Raw genomic sequence first — 21,022 nt, 5'->3', positions numbered from 1 at the left:
GGCGGGCCGCCGGTGTGTCCAGGATGTGAACGGATCCACCCGTTGCCCGTGGAAAGAACTGCGAAACTTCGCCCTGAGAGAAATCCACCGCGCGATTAACGGTGTGGCCCATGTCACGACTTCGCTAATGCGCGACAATTGTATTATTTTGCTTCACCGGAGTTTAATAAGAACTGAACAGAGAGACCGGGACGGCATTCCCTGATCCCCGCATCCCCGCCTGGAAAGGTGCTCGGGCATGAGCGAAGACGGCAAAGAGCGCGCGGTTGAGCTGCGGTACGAAGGTGGGGCGCACACCCTTCCCCTGCTCACTGGAACCGAAGGCGACGAAGCCTTCGAGACCAAGACCCTCCTGTCGGCCACCGGCAAGGTCGCCCTCGACCCCGGGTTCGCCAACACGGCCGCCTGTCAATCCAAGATCACCTATATCGACGGCGAAGCGGGCATTCTGCGCTACCGCGGCTACCCCATCGAGGAGCTTGCCGCGCAAAGCTCCTTCCTCGAAGTGTCCTACCTCGTCATCCACGGGGAGCTGCCGGGTCCCGGCGAGCTCAAGGAGTTCTCCGAGCAGTTGCGCGCCAACGCCGCCCTGCCCGCCGAGATGCGCACCATGCTCGACGCCTTCCCGCGCGACGCCCACCCCATGACCCTGCTGGCCAGCGCGGTCAACACCATGGCCGCGTTCTACGCCGACACCGTCGACCCCAAGGACACCGAGCAGGTCGACCGCGCCACCACCCTGCTGCTGGCCAAGCTGCCCACCATCGCCGCCCACATCTACCGCAACTCCGTCGGCCAACCCCCGCTGGAGCCCGACGACTCCCTCGGCTACGTCGAGGACTTCCTGCGCATGACCTTCGGCGGCCTCAGCGGCGAGTCCGAGCTGGACGCCCTGTTCGTCAAGGCCATGGACCTCCTGCTCATCCTGCACGCCGACCACGAGCAGAACTGCTCCACCGCCACCGTGCGCGTCGTCGGCTCCTCCCAGGCCAGCCTCTACGGCAGCGTCTCCGCCGGGATCAACGCCCTGTTCGGCCCCCTGCACGGCGGTGCCAACCAGGCCGTCCTGGAGATGCTGGAGGAGATCCGCGACCTCGGCGGCGACGTCGACTCCTACCTGGCCAAGGTCAAGGACAAGGAGAGCAAGACCCGGCTGATGGGGTTCGGCCACCGTGTCTACAAGAACTACGACCCCCGCAGCAAGGAGATCAAGGGCCTGGCCGCGCAGATCCTCGACCGCCAGGCCGAACCCGACGAGCTGTTCGAGCTGGCCCTGCGGCTGGAGGCCAAGGCGCTGGCCGACCCCTACTTCACCGACCGCAAGCTCTACCCCAACGTCGACTTCTACAGCGGCGTCATCTACCGGGCCATGGGCTTCCCCACCAGCATGTTCACCGTCCTGTTCGCCCTGGGCCGGCTGCCCGGGTGGATCGCGCACTGGCGGGAGCAGCGGCTCGACCCCGCCGCCCGCATCGCCCGCCCGCGCCAGCTCTACACCGGCCACGCCAAGCGCTCCTACGGCCGATCCTGACCGCGCCGGCACCGGCGGGCGACCCCGCGCCGCCCGCCGGGTCGGCACCCGGCAACGACTTGGCACACCCCCGGTAATAACTCCCCCGCACCGGCCATCACCCCCCGCGCCCCCGGGCAGGCGTCCTCCCGGGCCGGAACGATCGGGGGAGACATGCTTGACTACATGGTCCGCAACTGGTGGGCTCTGGCCGTCCGGGGCGCCCTGGCGATCCTGTTCGGTTTCGTCGCCGTCCTCTGGCCCGGGCTCACCGTCCTCGCCCTGGCGATCGCCTTCGGCGTCTACGCCCTGGCCGACGGCCTGCTCGCCGGGTGGGCGGCCCTGCGCGCCGCCAAACCCGACCGCCCGCCGCTGGTCCTGGAGGCCGTGCTCGGCGTGCTGCTGGGCATCCTCGCGCTCACCTGGCCCGCCCTCACCGTCTTCCTCCTCTCGCTGATCATCGGCCTGTGGGCGGTGGTCACCGGCGCCTTCGAGATCGCCGCGGCCGTGCGGCTGAGCAAGGAGATGACCGGCGAGTGGCTCTACATCTTCGCCGGCGTGCTCTCGGTCGCCTTCGGCCTGGTGCTGTGGGTGGCGCCCCTGGGCGGCGCCCTGGGCCTGGCGTTCGTCATCGGCGTCTACGCCATCGTCTTCGGCGCCGCGCTGGTGGTGCTGAGCCTGCGGCTGCGCCTGGCCCGCGCCGAGCAGGGCGGCCGCCGCGACGCGCTGGACCGGCCCGCCGGCGCGCCCGAGGAGCACACCGCCGGCCCCGCCGAGGACCGCGACCGCGCCGACGACGCGCACCCCGAGGACCCCGCGGACCCCGAGGACCGCGAGCACACCGGCCACCGCGGCCCCCGCCGCGAACCCGGCGCCCCCGGCACCGGCCCCACCGCACCGGGCACCCCCGGGCCCGGCGACGGCGCGTAACGCGCGCGGCCGACACCGCGCCGCCCGCCCGCACCCTGGGGCGTACCCCCGCCTCCGCCTCCCGGCCGACGCGCCCGCCGCCCCCTGCGGCACACACTGGGCGCCGCCCCGCCCGGCCGGGGCGTAGTTGAATGGAGGCATGCCCGATGCGCCAACCGCCGGCTGGCCGCCCGACAGCGGCTCCGTGCTGATCGGGCGCGTCCGCCTGCCCGCCTGGGCGGTCGACCTGCTGCTCGCCGCGCCCGTGGCCGCCGTCGCGCTCGCCGCCGAGTACGTCACCGCCGCCGGCCGGGGCCTGGCCGTCCCCGGGCACAGCGTCGCCCTGCTGCTGGCCGGCGCGCTCGCCCTGGCCGTGCTCACCCGGCTGCCGCTGCCCGCCGCCGTGGTGCTCGGCACGGTCAACCCGCTGTACTACATGCTCGGCCAGGTCGACTCCTGGGCGGCCTGGCTCGCGTTCCCCGTCGGCGTCATCCGGCTGGGCGCCACCGGCCACCGCGCCGCCGCCGTCACCGCCACCCTCCTGTTCATGGGCACCATCGCCGTGGGGGAGACCCTGCGGTTCGAGCTGTGGCGCGCGCTGTCCACCCTCGGCGGCGCCCTCGTCGTGCTGCTCGCCGGCGAGATCGCCCGCAGCAACCGCGCCTACCTGCACGAGGTGCAGCGCCGCGCCGCCGAGGCCGAACGCACCCGCGAGGAGGAGGGCCGCCGCCGCGCCACCGAGGAGCGGCTGCGCATCGCCCGCGAACTCCACGACGTCGTCGCCCACCACATCTCGCTCATCAACGTGCAGGCCGGCGCCGCCGCCTACCGCCGCGACGACCCCGAGGGCGCCTACGCCGCCCTGGACGCCATCAAGGCCGCCAGCCGCCAGGCTCTGCGCGAACTGCGCACCACCCTGGGCGTCCTGCGCCAGGTCGACGACGGCCCCGCCACCGCCGCGCCCACCGCGCCCGCCCCCACCCTGGCGCGCGTGGGCGAACTCGCCGAGCACACCACCCGTGCCGGGCTGCCGGTGGACCTGCGCGTGGCGGGCGACCCCGTGCCGCTGCCCGCCGCCGTCGACCTCGCCGCCTACCGCATCGTCCAGGAGGCCCTCACCAACGCGCTGCGCCACTCCGGCGCCACCCGCGCCGACGTCGCCGTCACCTACCGGCCCGGCGGCGTCGGCGTCGAGGTGCGCGACAACGGCACCGCCACCGCGCCGCCCGCCGAGGGCAACGGCCTGCGCGGCATGCGCGAACGCGCCGCCGCGGCCGGCGGCACCTGCCAGGCCGGACCCCGCGCCGACGCCCCCGGGTTCCTGGTGCGCGCCGACCTGCCCCTGCCGGGGGGCGCGGGTGGTGCGGGCACCACCGCCGACTGACGTGCCACCCGGCGTCCCGTCCCCGCGCCCCGCGCCGGACCCGCCGCCGGGCGCCCGCCCCTGGTAGGAAGGGGGGACGGCGCCCGCCCGCGCCGCCCCGCACCGCCCCCCGCTCCGCCCCCGCCCACCCGAAGGTGAGGACCGCATGATCCGGGTGCTGCTCGCCGACGACCAGAACCTCGTGCGCGCCGGGTTCCGCTCCATCCTGCACGGCGAGGACGGGATCAGCGTGGTGGCCGAGGCCGGCGACGGCGCCGAGGCGGTGCGCCTGGCCGCGGCCGAGCGCCCCGACGTCGTCCTCATGGACGTGCGCATGCCCGTGGTCGACGGCCTGGAGGCCACCCGCCGCATCGCCGCCGACCAGCGGCTGGCCGGTGTCAAGGTCGTCATCCTCACCACCTTCGACCTCGACGACTACGTCTACGCCGCCCTCAAGGCCGGCGCCGCCGGGTTCCTCGTCAAGGACACCGAGCCCGCCGAACTCGTGCACGCCGTCCGCGTCGTCGCCCGCGGCGACGCCCTGCTCGCCCCCTCGGTCACCCGACGCCTCATCAGCGAGTTCGCCGACCGCGTCAAGGAGCCCCCGCCCGCGCCGCTGCTCAACTCCCTCACCGAGCGCGAACGCGAGGTGCTGGCGGGCGTGGCCGCCGGACTGTCCAACGACGAGCTGGCGCGCCGCCTGCTGGTCAGCCCCGCCACCGCCAAGACCCACGTCAGCCGCGTGCTCACCAAGCTGCGCGCCCGCGACCGCGCGCAGTTGGTCGTCATCGCCTACGAGAGCGGCGTGGTTCGCCCCGGCTGGCTCGGCTGACACCCCGGCCCCACCGCGCCCGGCGGGCGTGAATCCGCGCGGACGGGGCAGACGGCATAACACAGGGCGAACCGCCGCGGGGTTACCCCGCCGTCACTGGCCGGACACGGCCGTCGGCACCGCGCGCTCTTGTGGGGTTCCCGCGGCGGGGCGAGACTCTTTTCAAGACCCGTGACACCGTCGCCGGAGACGAACACCCATGCGGCCAGTGCCGAGTACGCCCGCACCGCCAAGGCCGCCGACGACCACGGACCGCTTCGGCCCGGCGCCGCGCCGGAGCGGCCGGCGGCTGCGGCCCCGGCCCCCGCGCGTCCGCGCCCCCCGCGCCGGCCGCGCCCGCGCGGGGCGCCAACGCCCCGCCACGGGAGGCAACGCACCCGGAGCGCACCGATGACCCACTGCACCGACCCCGACTGCACCGGTGCGATCGACGACGGCTACTGCGAGGTGTGCGGCATGGCGCCGACCACCACCCCGGAGCAGGAGCCGGCCGTCCCCGCACCCCGCTCGGCGGCCGACGCCCCCGCCGCCGCGGTCGCCGTCGTGCCCGACCTGGGCGTGCGCCCCGCCGCCGCCGAGCCCATCACCCCGCCGGCGGCCACCAACGGGGCGCCCTCCCGCGCCGCCGGCGGCGCCGGCCCCGGCGCGCCCGGCGCCCGCGGCCCGTCCGGTGCGGGCTCCGCCTCCGGCGCGCCCGGCGCCTCCGGCGGGTCCGCGCCGTCGTCCCCGGTGTCCGTGCCCTCCCTGCGCGACGCCGCCCGCATGTCGGCCCGCACCAACCCGCCCCGCCACCGCCCCCGCGGCACCGCCGTCCTGGTCGACCCGCCCCGCGTCGCCGGCACCGGCCCCTCCTCGCGCGGGCTGCTGGGCCTGGGCATGGTCCAGGTGCCGCCCGTGCCCCGCCGCGACCCCGCCACCGCCGTCATGAGCGACCCCGTGGTCGCCGAGAAGAACCGCTTCTGCGGCCACTGCGGCGAACGTGTCGGCCGCTCCCGCAACGGCCGCCCCGGCCGCACCGAGGGCTACTGCGGCGCCTGCCGCACCGAGTTCTCCTTCACCCCCAAGCTGCGCCGCGGCGACCTCGTCGCCGGCCAGTACGAGGTGCTCGGCCCCCTGGCCCACGGCGGGTTCGGCTGGGTCTACCTCGCCCGCGACCGCAACGTCAACGACCGCTGGGTGGTGCTCAAGGGCCTGCTCAACAGCGGCGACGCCGAAGCCCACCAGACCGCCGCCGCCGAGCGCGCCGTGCTCGCCGAGGTCGAGCACCCCAACATCGTCAAGATCTACAACTGGGTCCAGCACCCCGACCCCCGCACCGGGATCCCCGCCGGCCACATCGTCCTGGAGTACGTCGGCGGGAAATCCCTGCGCGACGTCCTGCTGGAGCGGCGCGCCCGCAACGGCGGCGACGGCCTGCCGGTCGAGCAGGTCATCGCCTACGGCCTGGAGTGCCTGCGCGCCGTCCACCACCTGCACTCCAAGGGCCTGCTCTACTGCGACTTCAAGCCCGACAACGTCATCCAGTGCGAGGAGCAGATCAAGCTCATCGACCTGGGGGCGGTGCGCCGCATCGACTCCGACAGCCGCGTCTACACCACCCCCGGCTACCGGGTGCCCGAGAGCGAGCTGCGCGCCATGGGCCCCTCCGTCAGCTCCGACCTCTACGCCATCGCCCGCTGCATGGCCGTGCTCAGCTTCCGGTTCGACTTCACCCGCCGCTACGAGCACGACCTGCCGCCCGCCCGCAGCGTCCCCGTGCTGGCCCGCCACCCCTCCTACGACCGGCTGCTGCGCCGCGCCCTCAACGCCGAGCCCGTGCTGCGGTTCCACGACGCCGCCGAGATGGCCGAGCAGCTCACCGGGGTGCTGCGCGAGGTCCTCTCCGACAAGGAGAGCCGGCCCCACCCCGCGCCCTCGGCTCTCTTCGGCCCCGAGCGGCCGCTGTTCAGCTCCGGCCACCTGGGCGGGGTCATCGACGAGGCCGACCGGCTGCTCCAGCGGCCCGCCCCCGCCGAGTGCGCCGCCGGCCTGCCCTACCCCCGCGTCGACGCCGAGGACCCTGCCGCCGACCAGCTCGCCAACATCGCCGCGCTCAGCCCCGAGGACCTCGCCGCCACCCTCTCCGGCGACAGCGACCCCACCCCCGAGACCCGGCTGCTGCACGTCCGCGCGCTCATCGGCGTGGGCCGCCTCGACGAGGCCGCCGCCCACCTCCAGGACCTCGGCACCGGCTCCGCCGACCACTGGCGGCCCTACTGGTACTGGGCGGCGATCGCGCTGGCCCACGGCGACCACGACACCGCCCGCGAGCGCTTCGAGGAGCTGTTCGACCACCTGCCCGGCGAGGCCGCGCCCAAGCTCGGCCTGGCCGCCGCCTGCGAGGGGCTGGGCGTCTGGGAGGCCGCCGCCGACCTCTACCGCACCGTGTGGCTCACCGACCACTCCTACGTCAGCGCCGCGTTCGGCCTGGCCCGCATCCGCCTGGCCCAGGGCGACCCCGCCGCCGCCGTGCGCGTCCTGGACATGGTGCCCGAGCTGTCCAGCGTGCACATCGCCGCGCAGATGGCCGCCGTCAGCCTGCTGGTCGGCGACGGCGACCCCGACGACCCGCGCACCCTCGACGCCGCCGCCTTCCACGGCGCCGAGGCGCGGCTGCGCCGCCTGGGCCTGCACGGCGACGCCGGGCTGCGCCTCAAGGCCCGCGTCCTGCACGCCGCCCTGGACTGGGTCCTGGCCGGCAGCACCGCCCGCGAGGGCGCCGACCTGCTCGGCGCGCCCTTCACCGAGGACGGGCTGCGCCGCGCCCTCGAACGCACCTACCGCGAGCGGTCCCGCCACGCCGAGAACGGCACCCGCCGCCGCGCCCTCGTCGACCTCGCCAACGAGGTCCGGCCCCGGACGTGGCTGTGAACGCCCGCACCGGCCCCGCGCGCCGCGCCCCCGCCCCCGCGCCCCGGCCCGCCCCCGGCGCCGCCCGCCCGAGGAGGTGGCCGCCGTGCCGGTGAAGTGCTCGGCCTGCGGGGCCGTCGCCGCGCTCGGCGACGCCTACTGCGAGGGCTGCGGCCACACCCTGGCCGGCGGCCCCGCCGCCGCGCCCGCCGCCCCCTGCGCCCGCTGCGGCGGACGTGTCGCCGGCGGTGCCTGCGCCGACTGCGGGCTGGCCCGCACCGGCCGCCGCGACCACGTCGAGGCCCGCGCCGGCACCGGCGCCGGCGTCAGCGACCGCGGCCTGCGCCACAGCCGCAACGAGGACGCCTTGGCGCTGCGCGCCCTGCGGTGCGGCGGCGCCGCCACCACCGCCGCCGTCGTCTGCGACGGCGTCTCCACCTCCCCGCGCCCCGCCGCCGCCTCCGCCGTGGCCGCCGAGACCGGCGCCACCGCCCTGGCCGAGGAGACCGCCGCCGGCGCCGCGCCCGCCGCCGCGCTCGCCACCGCCCTGCGCCGCGCCGGGCGCGCCGTCACCGCCCTGGGCGGCACCGGCCCGCACGCCCCCGCCTGCACCTTCGTCGCCGCCCTCGTGCCCGCGCGCGGCCCCCTCACCGTCGCCTGGGTCGGCGACAGCCGCGCCTACTGGCTGGCCGCCGCGCCCACCGCCGCGCCCTCGGCGCTGCTCACCCGCGACGACACCTGGGCCCAGACCATGGTCGCCCTCAACGCCCTCACCCCCGAGGAGGCCGAGCGCTCCCCCCACGCCCACACCCTCACCGCCTGGCTGGGCGCCGACTACGGCGAGGCCCAGGGCCGCACCGCCGCCCTGGACACCCGCGGCCCGGGCGCCCTGCTGCTGTGCACCGACGGCCTGTGGAACCTGCTGCCCGACCCCGCCGACCTCGCCGGCCTGGTGCTGGGCGCCGGACCCGACCCGCTGGACGCCGCGCGCGCCTGCGTGCGCCTGGCCCTGGAGCGCGGCGGCCCCGACAACGTCACCGCCTGCGTCATCGGGGTGCCCGCCGCACCGCCGCCCCCGCCCCGCACCCCCGGCGGTGGCCGGTGACCCCCGGGGCGGGCGCGCCCGCGTTCACCGTGCGCGTCGAGCAGAACCGCCACCTGCCGCCCGGCCACACCGGGGTGCAGGCCGTCATCCGCGTGGCCACCGGCCCCGCGCCCGCGCCCCACCCGCCGCCCGCCGCCGAGGTCGTCATCATCGACACCTCCGGCTCCATGTACGGCCCCAAGCTCGCCGCCGCCAAACTCGCCGCCCGCGCCGCCGTGGACGCCCTGCGCGACGGCGTGCACCTGGCCGTCCTCGCCGGCGCCGCCACCGCCCAGGCCGTCCACCCGCCCGGCGGCGGCCTGGCCCCCCTCACCCCCCGGACCCGCGCCGACGTCCGCGACGCCGTCGAAGGGCTCACCGCCCAGGGCGGCACCCGCACCGGCGCCTGGCTGCGCGCCGCCGCCGACCTGTTCGCGCCGCTGCCCCCCGGCACCCTCAAGCACGCCATCCTGCTCACCGACGGCCAGAACAACGAGCAGCCCGCCACGTTCGAGCCCGTCCTCGCCGCCGCGGCCGGGCGCTTCGTGTGCGACTGCCGGGGCGTGGGCACCGACTGGAACGTCGAGGAGCTGCGCCGCGTCGCCGCCGCGCTGCTGGGCACCGTCGACATCATCGCCGAACCCGCCCGCATGCCCGAGGACTTCCGCGCCATGGCCGCCGCCGCCATGGCCAAGACCGTCGCCGACGTCGCCCTGCGGGTGCGCACCCCGCGCGGCACCCGCGTCGTGTCCCTGACCCAGGTCGCGCCCACCCTCAACGACCTCACCGGCCGGCGCGCCGGCGCCGACCCGCGCACCGGCGACTACCCCACCGGCTCCTGGGGCGCCGCCGAGAGCCGCGACTACCACCTGCGGCTGGAGGTGCCCCCCGGCGACGCCGGGCGCCGCATGCGCGCCGCCCGCGTCGGCATCGCCCTGCCCGGCCCCGACGGCGCCGCGACCACCGCGCCCGCCGACGTCCTCGCCGAGTGGACCGCCGACCCCGAGCCGGCCTCCCGCATCGACCCCGCCGTCGCCCACTACACCGGCCAGACCGAACTCGCCCAGGCCGTCCAGGAGGGCCTGCGCGCCCGCCGCGACGGCGACACCGCCGCCGCCACCGTCCACCTGGGCCGCGCCGTCGCCCTGGCCCACTCCGGCCGCCACCACCACACCGCCGCCCTGCTGCGCCGCGTGGTCGAGGTGGAGGACCCTGCCACCGGCACCGTGCGGCTGCGCCCGGCGGTCGCCCGGCTCGACGAGATGACCCTGGACACCCACTCCACCCGCACCGTGCGCGTGGGCGCCCGCGGCGCCGACCACCCCGCCCGGGAAGGAGGCGCCTGACCATGCGGACCTGCCCCGGCGGACACCCCTCGCCCCCCGACCCCACCTGCGCGGTGTGCGGCGTGCTCGCGGCCGCGCCCCTGGGCGGCGCCCTCGCCGCGCTGGACGACACCTGCCCCGTCTGCGGCGGCGAGCGCGAGGGCCGCTACTGCGAGGGCTGCGGCCACGACTTCACCGGTGCCGACCAGACCGAGGCGTCGCCCTTCCCGCTGTTCTCCGGACCCATGCCGGTGCGCTCCGAACCGCCCACGCCCCGGCGCCACACCCCCGCCGGGCACGACCCCCGCGCCGCCGCCGCCGACCACTGGTGGGCCATCATCACCGCCGACCCCGCCTACTACCAGGCCATGGCCGACCGGGGCCTGCTCGACCCCGCCGCCATCGCGTTCCCCGCCCACGCCCCCCAGCGCCGCGTCCCCCTCAACCGGCCCCGCGTCCGCATCGGGCGGCGCAGCCTCACCCGCGGCATCCACCCCGAGATCGACCTGTCCGCACCCCCGGAGGACCCCGGCGTCTCCCACACCCACGCCGTCCTGCTGGCCCGCCCCGGCGGCACCTGGGTGCTGGTGGACGAGGGCTCCATGAACGGCACCACGGTCAACGGCACCGACCATCCCGTCGCCGCCAACGTGGAGGTGCCCCTGCGGGAGTCCGACCGGATCTACGTCGGCGCCTGGACCGCCATCACCCTCCACCGGCAGCGGGGGTGAGGGCGGTGGCCACGACCGACCGGGCCGGCACCGGCCCCCGCCGCGCCGGCGGCGCGTCCGAGGAGGCGCCGCCCGCGCCCCGCCGCCGGCGCCCCCGGTGGCCGCGCCGCCCCGGCACCCGCGGCCGGCTGCGGCTGCTGGCCGCCCTCGCCCTCGCCCTGGTCGCCGCCCTGTTCGCCGCCACCCACCTCGCCCTGGAGCGCGCCCGCGACGGGCTCGACGTCATCGGCCACGGCGAGGGCCGGAAGGTCGTGGCCACCGCCGACCTGTACTTCGCGCTGTCGGACATGGACGCCCAGATGGCCAACGTGCTGCTGCTGGGCGCCGAGCACGACCTGGGCGCCGGCCGCGACGCCGCCCTGGAGCGCTACGGCGACCGCCGCGCCGACGCCAACCGCGCGCTGCTGCACGCCGCCCAGCTCGCGGCGGGCGACCCCGTCGAGGAGCAGAACGTGTGGGCCGTCATGGACGGCATGAACACCTACGAGCGCCTGGTGGCCGAGGCGCGGCTGCTCAACGACGCCGACGACGACCCCGCCGGGCCGCCCTCCCAGGACGTCATCGAGCGCTACCGCGAGGCCGCCGACCTCATGCGGCGCGACCTGCTGCCCAAGGCGTACAACCTCACCCTCGACAGCGGCGCCACCGTGCGCAGCACCTACGAGGAGAACAGCGCCGCCGCCACCGCCGGGATCGGCCTGGTCGCCGCCGCGGCCGCCGCCCTGGTCGCCGTCCTCGTCGTCCTCCAGCTCTTCCTGCGCCGCCGGTTCCGCCGCCGCCACAACATCCCGCTGGCCCTGGCCACCGCCGGGGTGCTGGTGCTGGGCCTGGCCGCCGTCGCCATGCTCCAGCGCCAGTCCGAACTGCTGCGCAGCGCCAAGGAGGACGGCCTGGAGTCGGTGCTGGCGCTCTCGCGCGCCCGCGCCATCAGCACCGGCATGAACGCCGACCAGAGCCGGTGGCTGATGGACCCCGAGCACGCCGCCACCTACGAGCAGAACTTCCTGGAGGACGCCCAGACGGTGGTGTTCCTGGTGCCCGAGGACGGCGACGTCCCCGGCAACCTGCGCGGCTACACCACCGAGGTCACCGCCGCCGTGCCCCGCCACGACGACTACCCCGGCCGCATGCTCGGCCTGCTCGGCGAGGAGATCGCCACCGGCGGCGGCGAGGCCGAGACCCGCGCCCAGCAGCGCACCCTGCGCACCTTCGCCGCGTTCCTGCGCGCCGACGAGCGCATGCGCGACATCGCCCGCGAAGGCGACACCGCCGCCGCCGTCGACGCCCACATCACCGGACCCGACTCCGTGGAGGCGGTGTTCGCCGACTACGAGGAGGCGCTGATCGACCTGACCGACCTGCACCTGACCACCTTCGACAGCTCCGTCGACCAGGCCGAGGACCACCTCGCCGGCTGGAACGCCGGCGTCATCGCCGCCTGCGGCGCCTTCGCCCTGCTCATCGCGGCGGGGGTGCGGCCCCGGCTGGCGGAGTACCGCTAGCGCGGGGACGGGACAGGAGCGGGGGGAGGGGGCACGGAGACGGGGGAGGGGGACCGCCGCGGCCGGCGGCGCACGCGGGGGCGTCCGGCCGACACCACCCACCGCCGGGGCGGCGGCCGGCACCGGCCGGACCACCGCCGCGGCCCGCCACCAGGAGGTGAGCGCGCACATGAGGCTGCGCCATCTGGCCTGCGCGGCCGTCCTCGCGGTCGCGCTGCCCGCGTGCGCCGTCACCGCGGGCGAGCACGCCTCGATCCTCGACGCCCAGACCCTGCGCATCGGCGTCAAGGGCGACCAGCCGGGCCTGGGCCTGCGCACCGGGGTCGACACCTACGCCGGGTTCGACGTCGACGTCGCCTACTACATCGCCGGCGAACTGGGCGTGGCCCGCGAGGACGTGGAGTTCGTGCAGGTCACCTCCGAGGAGCGCGAGGACGTGCTCATCGACGACGAGGTCGACCTGGTCCTGGCCACCTACTCCATCACCCAGTTGCGCAAGACCGTCGTCAACTTCGGCGGCCCCTACTACGTCGCCCGCCAGGACATCCTGGTGCGCGCCGACAACACCGACATCCAGGGCGTGGAGGACCTCGCCGGACGCAAGCTGTGCCAGGGCGCCGGATCCAACTCCGCCAACCGGATCATCGAGGAGCGCGGCATCGACGCCCAGCGCGTGGAGCGGGCAACCTACAGCGAGTGCATCGACCTGCTGGCAGTGGGCGTGGTCGACGCGGTCTCCACCGACGACCTCATCCTGGCCGGCTACCTCGCCGAGGCGCCCTCGGCGTTCCGCCTGGTCGGGGAGCCCTTCACCAGCGAGAAGTACGGCATCGGGGTCGCCAAGGAGGACGTCGCCGGGTGCGAGGCCGTCAACCGCGCCGTCACCCAGATGTACCAGGACGGCACCGCCTCCCGGCTGCTGGACAAGTGGTTCGGCGACACCGGCCTGGACCTGGTCCGCACCGTCCCCCAGTTCGAGGGCTGCGGCTGACCCGGCGCACCGCCCCCGCCCGCCGCCCCGTCCCCGGGGGCGACAACCGCCGCCGAATCAGGCACAATCGGCGCGCCGGAGAAGCGGTGCGGTCCGGGCGCGGGCCGGCGAAGGGAGACCGAGCGGGTGAAGATCGACGAGTTCCTGGCGGCGCGCCTGGCCGAGGACGAGCGCGCCGCGCACGCCGCCGCGCCCGCCACGGGCGGCCCCGAGCGCGCCCGCGCCGACGTCGCCGCCAAGCGCCGCATCCTCCACGGCTACACCAGCACCCACCGCGCCTGCATGGCGGCCGTGGCCGGCGGCAGCGCCGCGCCCGGCGACGACGCCGGCGCGTGGTCGGCCCTGCACGCCTGGCGCCGCGCGCTGGAGCACCTCGCCGCTGTCTACGCGGCCCACCCCGACTACGACCCCGCCTGGCGGCCCTGACCCAAGCCGCCGCACGGCCCCGCCGCGCCGCCGGCCGGCGGCCAGTGCCACCCCCACGCCCACACGGCCACCCACAGGCCCGGCGCCAGCAGCACCGCGCCCACCAGCAGCGGCCCGCCCGGCCCCAGCGCGGGCGCCACCGCCGCCTGCGCCCACCCGCCGGCGGCCACCGCCGCGCTGAACACGGCGGGCCACCACGACGCGGGCGCGCCCAGCGCGATCGCGGCGGCCAGTGCCACCTGCGTGGCGCCCAGGACGGCGCCGGCCCAGCCGGGCCAGGGCGCCCACTCTGCGGCCGGCCCCGGGCCGGGCGCGCCGGCGGTGGCGGCGGCCACCAGCAGCGCGGCGGCCTGCGCGGGCGCGGCGGCGCGCAGCGCCCACAGCGCGGCCGGGCGCCACCAGGTCGCCGGCGCGGCCGAGGCGGCCAGGGACCGCGCGGAGAACCGGGACGGCGGCGCGGGGGCGCCGCGCGGCGCGGGGGAGGAACGCGGGGCGGAGGGGGACTGCCGGGTGGGCAGCGAGCGCAGGACCGGCAGGAGGCGCGGGAAGCGCGGAGAGCGCGGAACGCGCGGGGAACGCTTCGGGTCCGGGACCGGCGGCGGTTCCGGGGCGGGCGGTGCATCCGGGGCGCGCGGCGGCGCCGCCCGCCCCGGCGCGGTGCCGGCGGGGGCCGCCGGCTCCGCCGACATCCGGTTGTCGGGCGGCGGGCGCGGCGCGGGCGGCGGCAGGGGCGCGGGAGTGCGCGGCGGCGGGACGCGCACCCGGGCCGGCAGCGCCCGCGCCGCACCCAGGGCGCCGAGCGCGCCCAGCGCCGTGAGCGCCGACAGCGCCGCCGCCACCGGGGCGGCCGAGGCGCCCCGGGCGGGCGGCGTACCTGATGCAGGCGAAGCGCCCGGGGAGGGCGGGGGACCCGGGTTGGCCGAAGCGCCTCCGGAGGGCGGTGCGCCCGGGGCGGGCGAAGCCCCTGGTGCGGGCGAAGCACCCGGGGAGGGCGGCGGAGCGGCGCCCTTGTGCGAGGCGGGTCCCGCCGGCGGCGCGCCCCCGCCCGGGGCCGGGCCGGACGCGCGCAGGCGGACCAGCAGGCGCCGCACCGCTTCGGCTGCCATGGGGACCGCCCCTCGTGCCGTCGACATCGTGCCGCCGAGTCTGCCGCCCGCCGCCCCCGCCTGTCGTCATCCCGGGGGCGACGGCGCCCGTACTCCCGCGGGCGCACCAGCCTACGCGGCCCGCCGCCGCGCCGGCCCGCCCCGCGCCGGGGTCCGCTACATGTCCAGCGCCTCCACCGCCAGCAGGTAGCCCTCGCTGTAGGTGGGGAACTGGGCCACGCTGTCACGCAGCCGGTCCACGCCGATGCCCTCGCGGATCGCCAGCGCCGCCGTGTGGATCCACTCCCCGGCCAGCGGCGCCACCGCCCACGCCCCCACCAGCACCCGGCCGCCCCGGTCGGCCAGCACGCCGAGTCGGCCCGTGGGCGCGGTCTCATAGGTCCAGGGCCGCGCCAGCCCCGCCGGCAGGTCCACCTCGGCCGCCACCACGTCCAGGCCCCGGGCGCGCGCCTGCTCGGCGGTCAGCCCCACCGCCGCGATCTCGGGGTCGCTGAACACCACCCGCGGCACCCCGGTGTAGTCGGCGGTGCGGTCGCGCCCCAGGATGTTGGCGGCCGCCACCCGCGCCTGGTACTTGGCGACGTGGGTGAACATCGCCGTGCCCGTCACGTCGCCCACCGCCCACAGCCCGGGCGCCACCCGGCAGCGCTCGTCCACCGCCAGGCCGGCGCCGCCGGTGTCCACGCCCACGCCCTCCAGGCCCAGCTCGCCCACCCGGGGCACCCGCCCGGCCGCCAGCAGCACCACGTCGCCCACCACCGAGGAGCCGTCGGCCAGCTCCAGCACGCTGTCGCGGCCCCGGCGCAGCGCCCGCCGCGGCTCGGCGCCCGTGCGCACCACCACGCCGTCGCTGCGCAGCAGCTCGGCGGCCAGCTCGCCCACCCTCGGCTCCTCGCGGTTCATCAGCGCGCCGGAGCGCTGCACCAGCGTCACCTCGCAGCCCATGCGCGCCAGGAACTGGCCCATCTCCACGCCCACCGCGCTGCCGCCCACCACCACGGCCCGCTCGGGGATCTCCTCCAGGGTGGTGGCCTGGCGGTTGGTCCACAGCTCCACCTCCTCCAGGCCCTCGATGGGCGGGCGGGCCGCCGCCGAACCGGTGGCCACGACCACGTTGTCGGCCCGCAGCCGCCGACCCTCCACCTCCACCACCCACGGGTCGCGCCCCACCACGCGCGCGGCCCCCTTGTACACCGCCGCGCCCCGGTCGGTGTAGCCCGCGACCTGCTTGGAGTCGTTGAGGTGGCGGATCATGGTGTCCCGGTAATCGCGCATCGCCGGCCAGTCCGGCGCCGGGCGGTCCAGCCCCGCCACCCCCGCCGCCTCGGCCGCCGCCTCCAGCGGGCGCAGCAGCGTCTTGGAGGGGATGCACGCCCAGTACCCGCACTCGCCGCCGATCAGCTCCCGCTCGACCACGGCCACCCGCAGGCCCGCGTCGAGCAGCAGCGAGGCGGCCACCTCGCCGCCCGGACCCATGCCGACCACGACGGCGTCGAACCGCTCTTCCATGTGCTGCTCCCTCTGCTCGCTCGGTGGGGCCGACTCACTTCCTACGCCACCCCGGGCCGGGCGCGGCGCCGACACGCCCGGCTTGGGGTGCCGGTTGTGCGGCGGTCTCCACCGTTTCGCCCCGATCGCCGTGCCGGTTCCCGCACCCCGCGCCCCCCGGCCGCGCCGACGCGCCCGGCACGCGCCCCGCGCGCGGGCGCGAACGTGCATGATGCCGGGTAGGAGTGCGCGCAAGGCCCGCCCGGCGCGCGGGCCGGCCGCGGGGTCCGCGGCCGGCCGCCGGACGTCCACGAACGACGCGAGGAGCGACCACCGATGCCCCAGACCAACCCCGCCGACCGCACCCGCCTGGACCGGCTGCCCGAGTGGGCCGCGCTGGCCGAGCACCGTGCGAAGCTCGGGGAGGTGCACCTGCGCGACCTGTTCGCCGCCGACCCCGGCCGCGGCGCCCGCTACACCCTCCAGGTCGGCGACCTGCACATCGACTACGCCAAGCACCTGGTCACCGACGAGACCCTGGCGCTGCTGCGCGACCTGGCCGCCGCCACCGGCGTGGCCGAGCTGCGCGACGCCATGTTCCGCGGCGAGCGCATCAACGTCACCGAGAACCGCGCCGTGCTGCACACCGCCCTGCGCGCGCCCCGCGACGCCGTGGTCGAGGTCGACGGCCGCGACGTGGTGCCCGGCGTGCACGCGGTGCTGGACCGCATGTCCGCGTTCGCCGAGCGGGTGCGCTCGGGGGAGTGGCGCGGGCACACCGGCGAACCCATCGAGGCCGTCGTCAACATCGGCATCGGCGGCTCCGACCTCGGCCCCGCCATGGCCTATGAGGCGCTGAAGCCGTTCACCCGGCGCGCCCTGGACGTCCGGTTCGTCTCCAACGTCGACGGCGCCGACATGCACGAGGCGCTGCGCGGCCTCGACCCCGCCCGCACCCTGTTCATCGTCGCCTCCAAGACCTTCACCACCGTGGAGACCATCACCAACGCCACCTCGGCGCGGGCCTGGCTGCTGTCGGGGCTGGGCGGCGACACCGCCGCCGTGGCCCGGCACTTCGCCGCCGTCTCCACCAACGCCGCCAAGGTCGCGGAGTTCGGCATCGACACCGCCAACATGTTCGAGTTCTGGGACTGGGTGGGCGGCCGCTACTCCTACGACTCCGCCATCGGGCTGTCGCTGATGACCGCCATCGGCCCCGAGCACTTCCGCGAGATGCTCGCCGGGTTCCGCACCGTGGACGACCACTTCCGCACCGCGCCGCCCGAGGCCAACGCCCCGCTGCTGATGGGCCTGCTCGGCATCTGGTACGGGTCCTTCCACGACGCCCAGTCCCACGCCGTGCTGCCCTACAGCGACTACCTCGCCCGCTTCCCCGACTACCTCCAGCAGCTCGACATGGAGTCCAACGGCAAGTCGGTGGACCGCGCCGGCCGCCCCGTCTCCTGGCAGACCGGCCCGGTGGTGTGGGGCACCCCCGGCACCAACGGGCAGCACGCCTACTACCAGCTCCTGCACCAGGGCACCAAGCTCGTGCCGGCCGACCTGATCGGGTTCGCCCGCCCCGCCGCCGAGCTGAGCCCGGAGCTGAGCGCCCAGCACGACCTGCTCATGGCCAACATGTTCGCCCAGGGCCAGGCGCTGGCGTTCGGCAAGACCGCCGAAGAGGTCGCCGCCGAGGGCGTGCCCGCCGAGCAGGTGCCGCACCGCACCTTCGCCGGCGACCGGCCCACCACCACCATCCTCGCCCCCGAGCTGACGCCCTCGGTGCTGGGCCAGCTCGTGGCGCTCTACGAGCACAAGGTGTTCGTGCAGGGCGCGGTCTGGGACATCGACTCCTTCGACCAGTGGGGCGTGGAGCTGGGCAAGGTGCTGGCCAAGCGGATCGAGCCGGCCCTGACCGAGGGCGCGGAGGTCCCCGGCCTTGACTCCTCCACCGCCGAACTGGTGCGCCGCTACCGCGCGCTGCGCGCGGGCTGAGGCCCCGGGCCGCACCCCGCCCGCCCCGCGCGCAACGCGGGCGGGCCGGGGTGCCGGCGGGCCGGGGGTTGCGGCGCCCCTTCGGCGGGGCAGTAGGAGGGGGCGGGAACCGAGCCGACACGGGAGGCCCCATGGGCGAGCTGCTGCTGATCCGCCACGGCCGCACGGAGTGGAGCGCCGCGCACCGGCACACCGGGCGCACCGACGTGCCGCTGACCCCCGAGGGCGAGGAGCAGGCGCGCTCGCTGCGCCCCCTCCTGGCCGGGCGCCCCTTCGCCCGGGTGCTCACCAGCCCCCTGGTCCGGGCGTCGCACACCGCCGACCTGGCCGGGCTCACCGGCGCCGAGGCCGAACCCGACCTCATGGAGTGGGACTACGGCGGGTACGAGGGCATCACCACCGCCGACATCCGCACCCGGCGGCCCGGCTGGTACCTGTGGCGCGACGGCGTGGTGCCCGGCGACGCCGAGCACCCCGGCGAGACCGTCGAGGAGGTCGGCGCCCGCGCCGACCGGGTGCTGGCGCGCGTGGCGCCGCTGCTGGCCGACCCTGAGGCGGGCGACGTCGCGCTGGTCGGCCACGGCCACCAGTTGCGGGTGCTCACCGCCCGGCGGCTGGGCCTGCCGCCCGACCACGGCCGGCTGTTCCGCCTGGACACCGCGGCGGTGGGCCGCCTGGGCCTCGAACACGACCGCCCGGTGCTCACCGCCTGGAACCTGGCACCGGAGTGAGACGGGCGGGGCGGTGCGCGGTGCGGGGGAGCGCGGGCCGGAACGTCTCGTCCCTACCCGTCCCTACTGGTCGGCGCCGCGCTCGGCGCGCGCCTGCTCCACCAGTTCGGGGTAGGCGTCCTCTTCACCCTCCAGCAGCGCCACCGACCACGGCACCGGGCACGGCCCCGCGTGGTCGGGGTCGGGGCACAGCAGCCGGGTTATCCGCCGCTTGATCTCCGCGGCCTCCTCCTCGGTGGCATAAACCCCCAACCGGATTTCGTGCACCCCGCGCCCGTCTCCCACACACTCCTCCTCGCCGTCGTGACCGCACCCACCGTAGCCCCCGCGCCAGGTCACCGCACCTCCGGGCGCACGGCCGGGGAGGCGGCGGGGAGCCGGACCGTGGCGATGAGCCCGCCGGCGGGGCGGGGCGCCAGGTCGAGAGTCCCGTCGTGGGCGCGGACGACGCTGCTCACGATGGCCAGCCCCAGCCCGACGCCGGCGTGCTCGCCGGTGCGCACGCGCTGCGTGCCGCGCTGGAAGGGTTCGGTCAGAGTCGGCACCAGTTCCGGCGGGAGCCGGTGACCGGTGTTCTCGACCCGCAGCACGCCCGCGTCGGCGCGCTGCTCGGTGCGGACGGTCACGGTGCCGCCGGCGGGCAGGTTGTGGACGACCGCGTTCTGGACGAGGTTCGTCACCATCCGCAGCAGGAGCGGCGCCGAGCCCACGGCCCGGGTCCTCCCGCCGGTGACGTCGAGCGCGACGCCGCGCCGCTCGGCCAGGGGCAGCAGGGTTTCGGCGGCCTCCTCGGCGACGAGGGACAGGTCGACGGGCTCGCGGGCGAAGTCCCCGCGCTCGGCGCGGGTGAGCAGCAGAAGGGCCTCGGTGAGGCCGATCGCCCGCGCGTTGACGGTGTGCAGGCGTTCGATGATCTCGCCCCGGTCCTGTCCGGGGTCGCTGCGGGCGACGTCGAGGAGCGCCTGGGAGACCGCCAGCGGGGTGCGGAGTTCGTGGGAGGCGTTCGCGGCGAACCGCCGCTGCTCACCGAGGTGGGATTCGAGCCGGTCGAGCATGGTGTCGAACACGTCGGCGAGTTCGCGGAACTCGTCGGCGGGCCCCTCCATGCGGATCCGGTGGGACAGCGATCCGTTCGCGGCCGTCCGGGCCGCGTCCGCGATCCGGGTCAGCGGTGCGAGCATCCGGCCGGCCAGGACCCACCCGCCCAGGAGGCCGAACAGCAGGAGGAAGGCCAGCGCCGCGGCCGCGGCGGGGGCGAAGACCTGCACGAGGACGTGGCGGTTGGGTGCGACCCCGAGCAGGCCCCGGGTGGTGTCGGGGACGTAGCGCAGCAGGAACACCCACACCACGGCCAGCATGAGGCCGCCGGCCAGCAGGAGGAACCCGGCGTAGCTGAGGGTGAGCTTGAGGCGGGCGCTGAGCCCCGGGCGCCTACTCACGCGGACCGCCGGGGCGGGCGGGGTCGGCTCCGGTGCCGATCCGGTAGCCGACACCGGGCACCGTGGCGATGACCTGCGGCTCGCCGAGCCGTTTGCGCAGTGCCGAGACGGTGATGCGCACGGCGTTGGTCAACGGGTCGGCGTTTTGGTCCCAGGCCCGCTCCAGGAGTTCCTCGGCGCTGACGACACCGCCCTCGGCGGCCAGCAGGACCTCCAGCACGGCGAACTGCTTGCGGGTGAGCGCCACGTAGCGCCCGTCGCGGAAGACCTCCCGGCGGAAGGGGTCCAGCCGCAGTCCCGCGCCCTCCAGGACCGGCGGCCGGGCGTGCGCGCGCCTGCGGTGCAGCGCCCGCAGCCGCATGACCAGCTCGCGCAGCTCGAACGGCTTGGTGAGGTAGTCGTCGGCGCCGAGCCCGAACCCCGACGCCTTGTCGTCGATCCGGTCGGCGGCGGTGAGCATGAGGATCGGGACGCCGCTGCCGGAGGCCACGATGTGCCGGGCGACCTCGTCGCCGGAGGGGCCGGGGATGTCGCGGTCCAGGACGGCGATGTCGTAGTCGTTGACGCCCAGCAGCTCCAGAGCGGTGTCGCCGTCACCCGCGATGTCGGCGGCGATCGCCTCCAGCCGGAGGCCGTCACGGACGGCTTCGGCCAGGTAGCGCTCGTCCTCCACGATCAGCACGCGCATGCTCGAAGCC

Annotated in this window: 18 protein-coding genes; 13 read left to right on the top strand and 5 right to left on the bottom strand. The window is 76.7% G+C overall.

Going from position 1 to position 21,022, the window contains the following annotated elements; all coding sequences use genetic code 11:
• Positions 1-238 precede the first annotated feature (238 nt).
• From LG943_RS12260 to LG943_RS12210, 11 genes are all read left to right on the top strand, one after another.
• Positions 239-1,531 carry a citrate synthase gene (locus LG943_RS12260; RefSeq protein WP_270072379.1) on the top strand — a complete coding sequence of 431 codons (1,293 nt, stop codon included), beginning with the start codon at positions 239-241 and terminating at the stop codon, positions 1,529-1,531.
• 153 nt (positions 1,532-1,684) lie between these two features.
• A complete protein-coding gene (locus LG943_RS12255) occupies positions 1,685-2,440 on the top strand; it encodes a DUF308 domain-containing protein (RefSeq protein WP_270072378.1) in 756 nt (251 codons plus the stop codon).
• A 139-nt stretch (positions 2,441-2,579) separates the two neighbouring features.
• A complete protein-coding gene (locus LG943_RS12250) occupies positions 2,580-3,803 on the top strand; it encodes a sensor histidine kinase (protein WP_270072377.1) in 1,224 nt (407 codons plus the stop codon).
• Between the two features lie 145 nt (positions 3,804-3,948).
• Complete coding sequence (locus LG943_RS12245; RefSeq protein ID WP_270072376.1) at positions 3,949-4,614, top strand: response regulator transcription factor; 666 nt, start codon at positions 3,949-3,951, stop codon at positions 4,612-4,614.
• Between the two features lie 390 nt (positions 4,615-5,004).
• Positions 5,005-7,524: a serine/threonine-protein kinase gene (locus tag LG943_RS12240; RefSeq protein ID WP_270072375.1), complete on the top strand. Its 2,520-nt coding sequence runs from the start codon at positions 5,005-5,007 to the stop codon at positions 7,522-7,524.
• A gap of 85 nt (positions 7,525-7,609) precedes the next feature.
• Positions 7,610-8,608 (top strand): PP2C family protein-serine/threonine phosphatase, encoded by a 999-nt coding sequence (locus tag LG943_RS12235; protein ID WP_270072374.1) that lies wholly within the window; start codon positions 7,610-7,612, stop codon positions 8,606-8,608.
• On the top strand, positions 8,605-9,933 hold the full coding sequence (locus LG943_RS12230; protein WP_270072373.1) for a VWA domain-containing protein: 1,329 nt from the start codon (positions 8,605-8,607) through the stop codon (positions 9,931-9,933). Before LG943_RS12235 ends, LG943_RS12230 begins: the two co-directional genes overlap by 4 nt.
• A 2-nt stretch (positions 9,934-9,935) precedes the next feature.
• Positions 9,936-10,643, top strand: a complete 708-nt coding sequence (locus tag LG943_RS12225; RefSeq protein WP_270072372.1) for an FHA domain-containing protein — start codon at positions 9,936-9,938, stop codon at positions 10,641-10,643.
• A 5-nt stretch (positions 10,644-10,648) separates the two neighbouring features.
• A complete protein-coding gene (locus tag LG943_RS12220) occupies positions 10,649-12,145 on the top strand; it encodes a hypothetical protein (RefSeq protein WP_270072371.1) in 1,497 nt (498 codons plus the stop codon).
• Positions 12,146-12,314: 169 nt separating this feature from the next.
• Positions 12,315-13,136, top strand: a complete 822-nt coding sequence (locus tag LG943_RS12215; RefSeq protein WP_270072370.1) for a glutamate ABC transporter substrate-binding protein — start codon at positions 12,315-12,317, stop codon at positions 13,134-13,136.
• Between the two features lie 126 nt (positions 13,137-13,262).
• A complete protein-coding gene (locus LG943_RS12210; protein ID WP_270072369.1) occupies positions 13,263-13,562 on the top strand; it encodes a DUF6221 family protein in 300 nt (99 codons plus the stop codon).
• Here LG943_RS12210 and LG943_RS12205 read toward each other — a convergent pair.
• Positions 13,538-14,401: a hypothetical protein gene (locus tag LG943_RS12205; protein ID WP_270072368.1), complete on the bottom strand. Its 864-nt coding sequence runs from the start codon at positions 14,399-14,401 to the stop codon at positions 13,538-13,540. The genes LG943_RS12210 and LG943_RS12205 overlap by 25 nt on opposite strands.
• A gap of 423 nt (positions 14,402-14,824) precedes the next feature.
• Complete coding sequence (locus LG943_RS12200; protein ID WP_270072367.1) at positions 14,825-16,177, bottom strand: dihydrolipoyl dehydrogenase family protein; 1,353 nt, start codon at positions 16,175-16,177, stop codon at positions 14,825-14,827.
• 315 nt (positions 16,178-16,492) lie between these two features.
• Between LG943_RS12200 and pgi the strand changes: the two genes are divergently transcribed.
• Positions 16,493-18,154 (top strand): glucose-6-phosphate isomerase, encoded by a 1,662-nt coding sequence (gene pgi, locus LG943_RS12195; protein WP_270072366.1) that lies wholly within the window; start codon positions 16,493-16,495, stop codon positions 18,152-18,154.
• 131 nt (positions 18,155-18,285) lie between these two features.
• The gene (locus tag LG943_RS12190) at positions 18,286-18,885 is read left to right on the top strand and encodes a histidine phosphatase family protein (RefSeq protein WP_270072365.1); all 600 of its coding nucleotides are present in this window, start codon (positions 18,286-18,288) and stop codon (positions 18,883-18,885) included.
• Positions 18,886-18,948: 63 nt separating this feature from the next.
• Here LG943_RS12190 and LG943_RS12185 read toward each other — a convergent pair whose 3' ends face one another.
• From LG943_RS12185 to LG943_RS12175, 3 genes are read right to left on the bottom strand one after another with little or no spacing between them, the layout of a single operon-like run.
• A complete protein-coding gene (locus LG943_RS12185) occupies positions 18,949-19,170 on the bottom strand; it encodes a hypothetical protein (protein WP_270072364.1) in 222 nt (73 codons plus the stop codon).
• Positions 19,171-19,220: 50 nt separating this feature from the next.
• Positions 19,221-20,324, bottom strand: a complete 1,104-nt coding sequence (locus LG943_RS12180; protein ID WP_270072363.1) for a sensor histidine kinase — start codon at positions 20,322-20,324, stop codon at positions 19,221-19,223.
• Positions 20,317-21,012 carry a response regulator transcription factor gene (locus LG943_RS12175; RefSeq protein ID WP_270072362.1) on the bottom strand — a complete coding sequence of 232 codons (696 nt, stop codon included), beginning with the start codon at positions 21,010-21,012 and terminating at the stop codon, positions 20,317-20,319. The genes LG943_RS12180 and LG943_RS12175 overlap by 8 nt, the downstream gene beginning before the upstream one ends.
• Between the last annotated feature and the right edge of the window lie 10 nt (positions 21,013-21,022).

This window comes from Streptomonospora mangrovi, from assembly GCF_027604915.1.
GTDB classification, from domain to species: domain Bacteria; phylum Actinomycetota; class Actinomycetes; order Streptosporangiales; family Streptosporangiaceae; genus Streptomonospora; species Streptomonospora mangrovi.
Note: the sequence above shows the minus strand (reverse complement) of the source record. Positions and strands in the feature narration are given on the sequence as shown.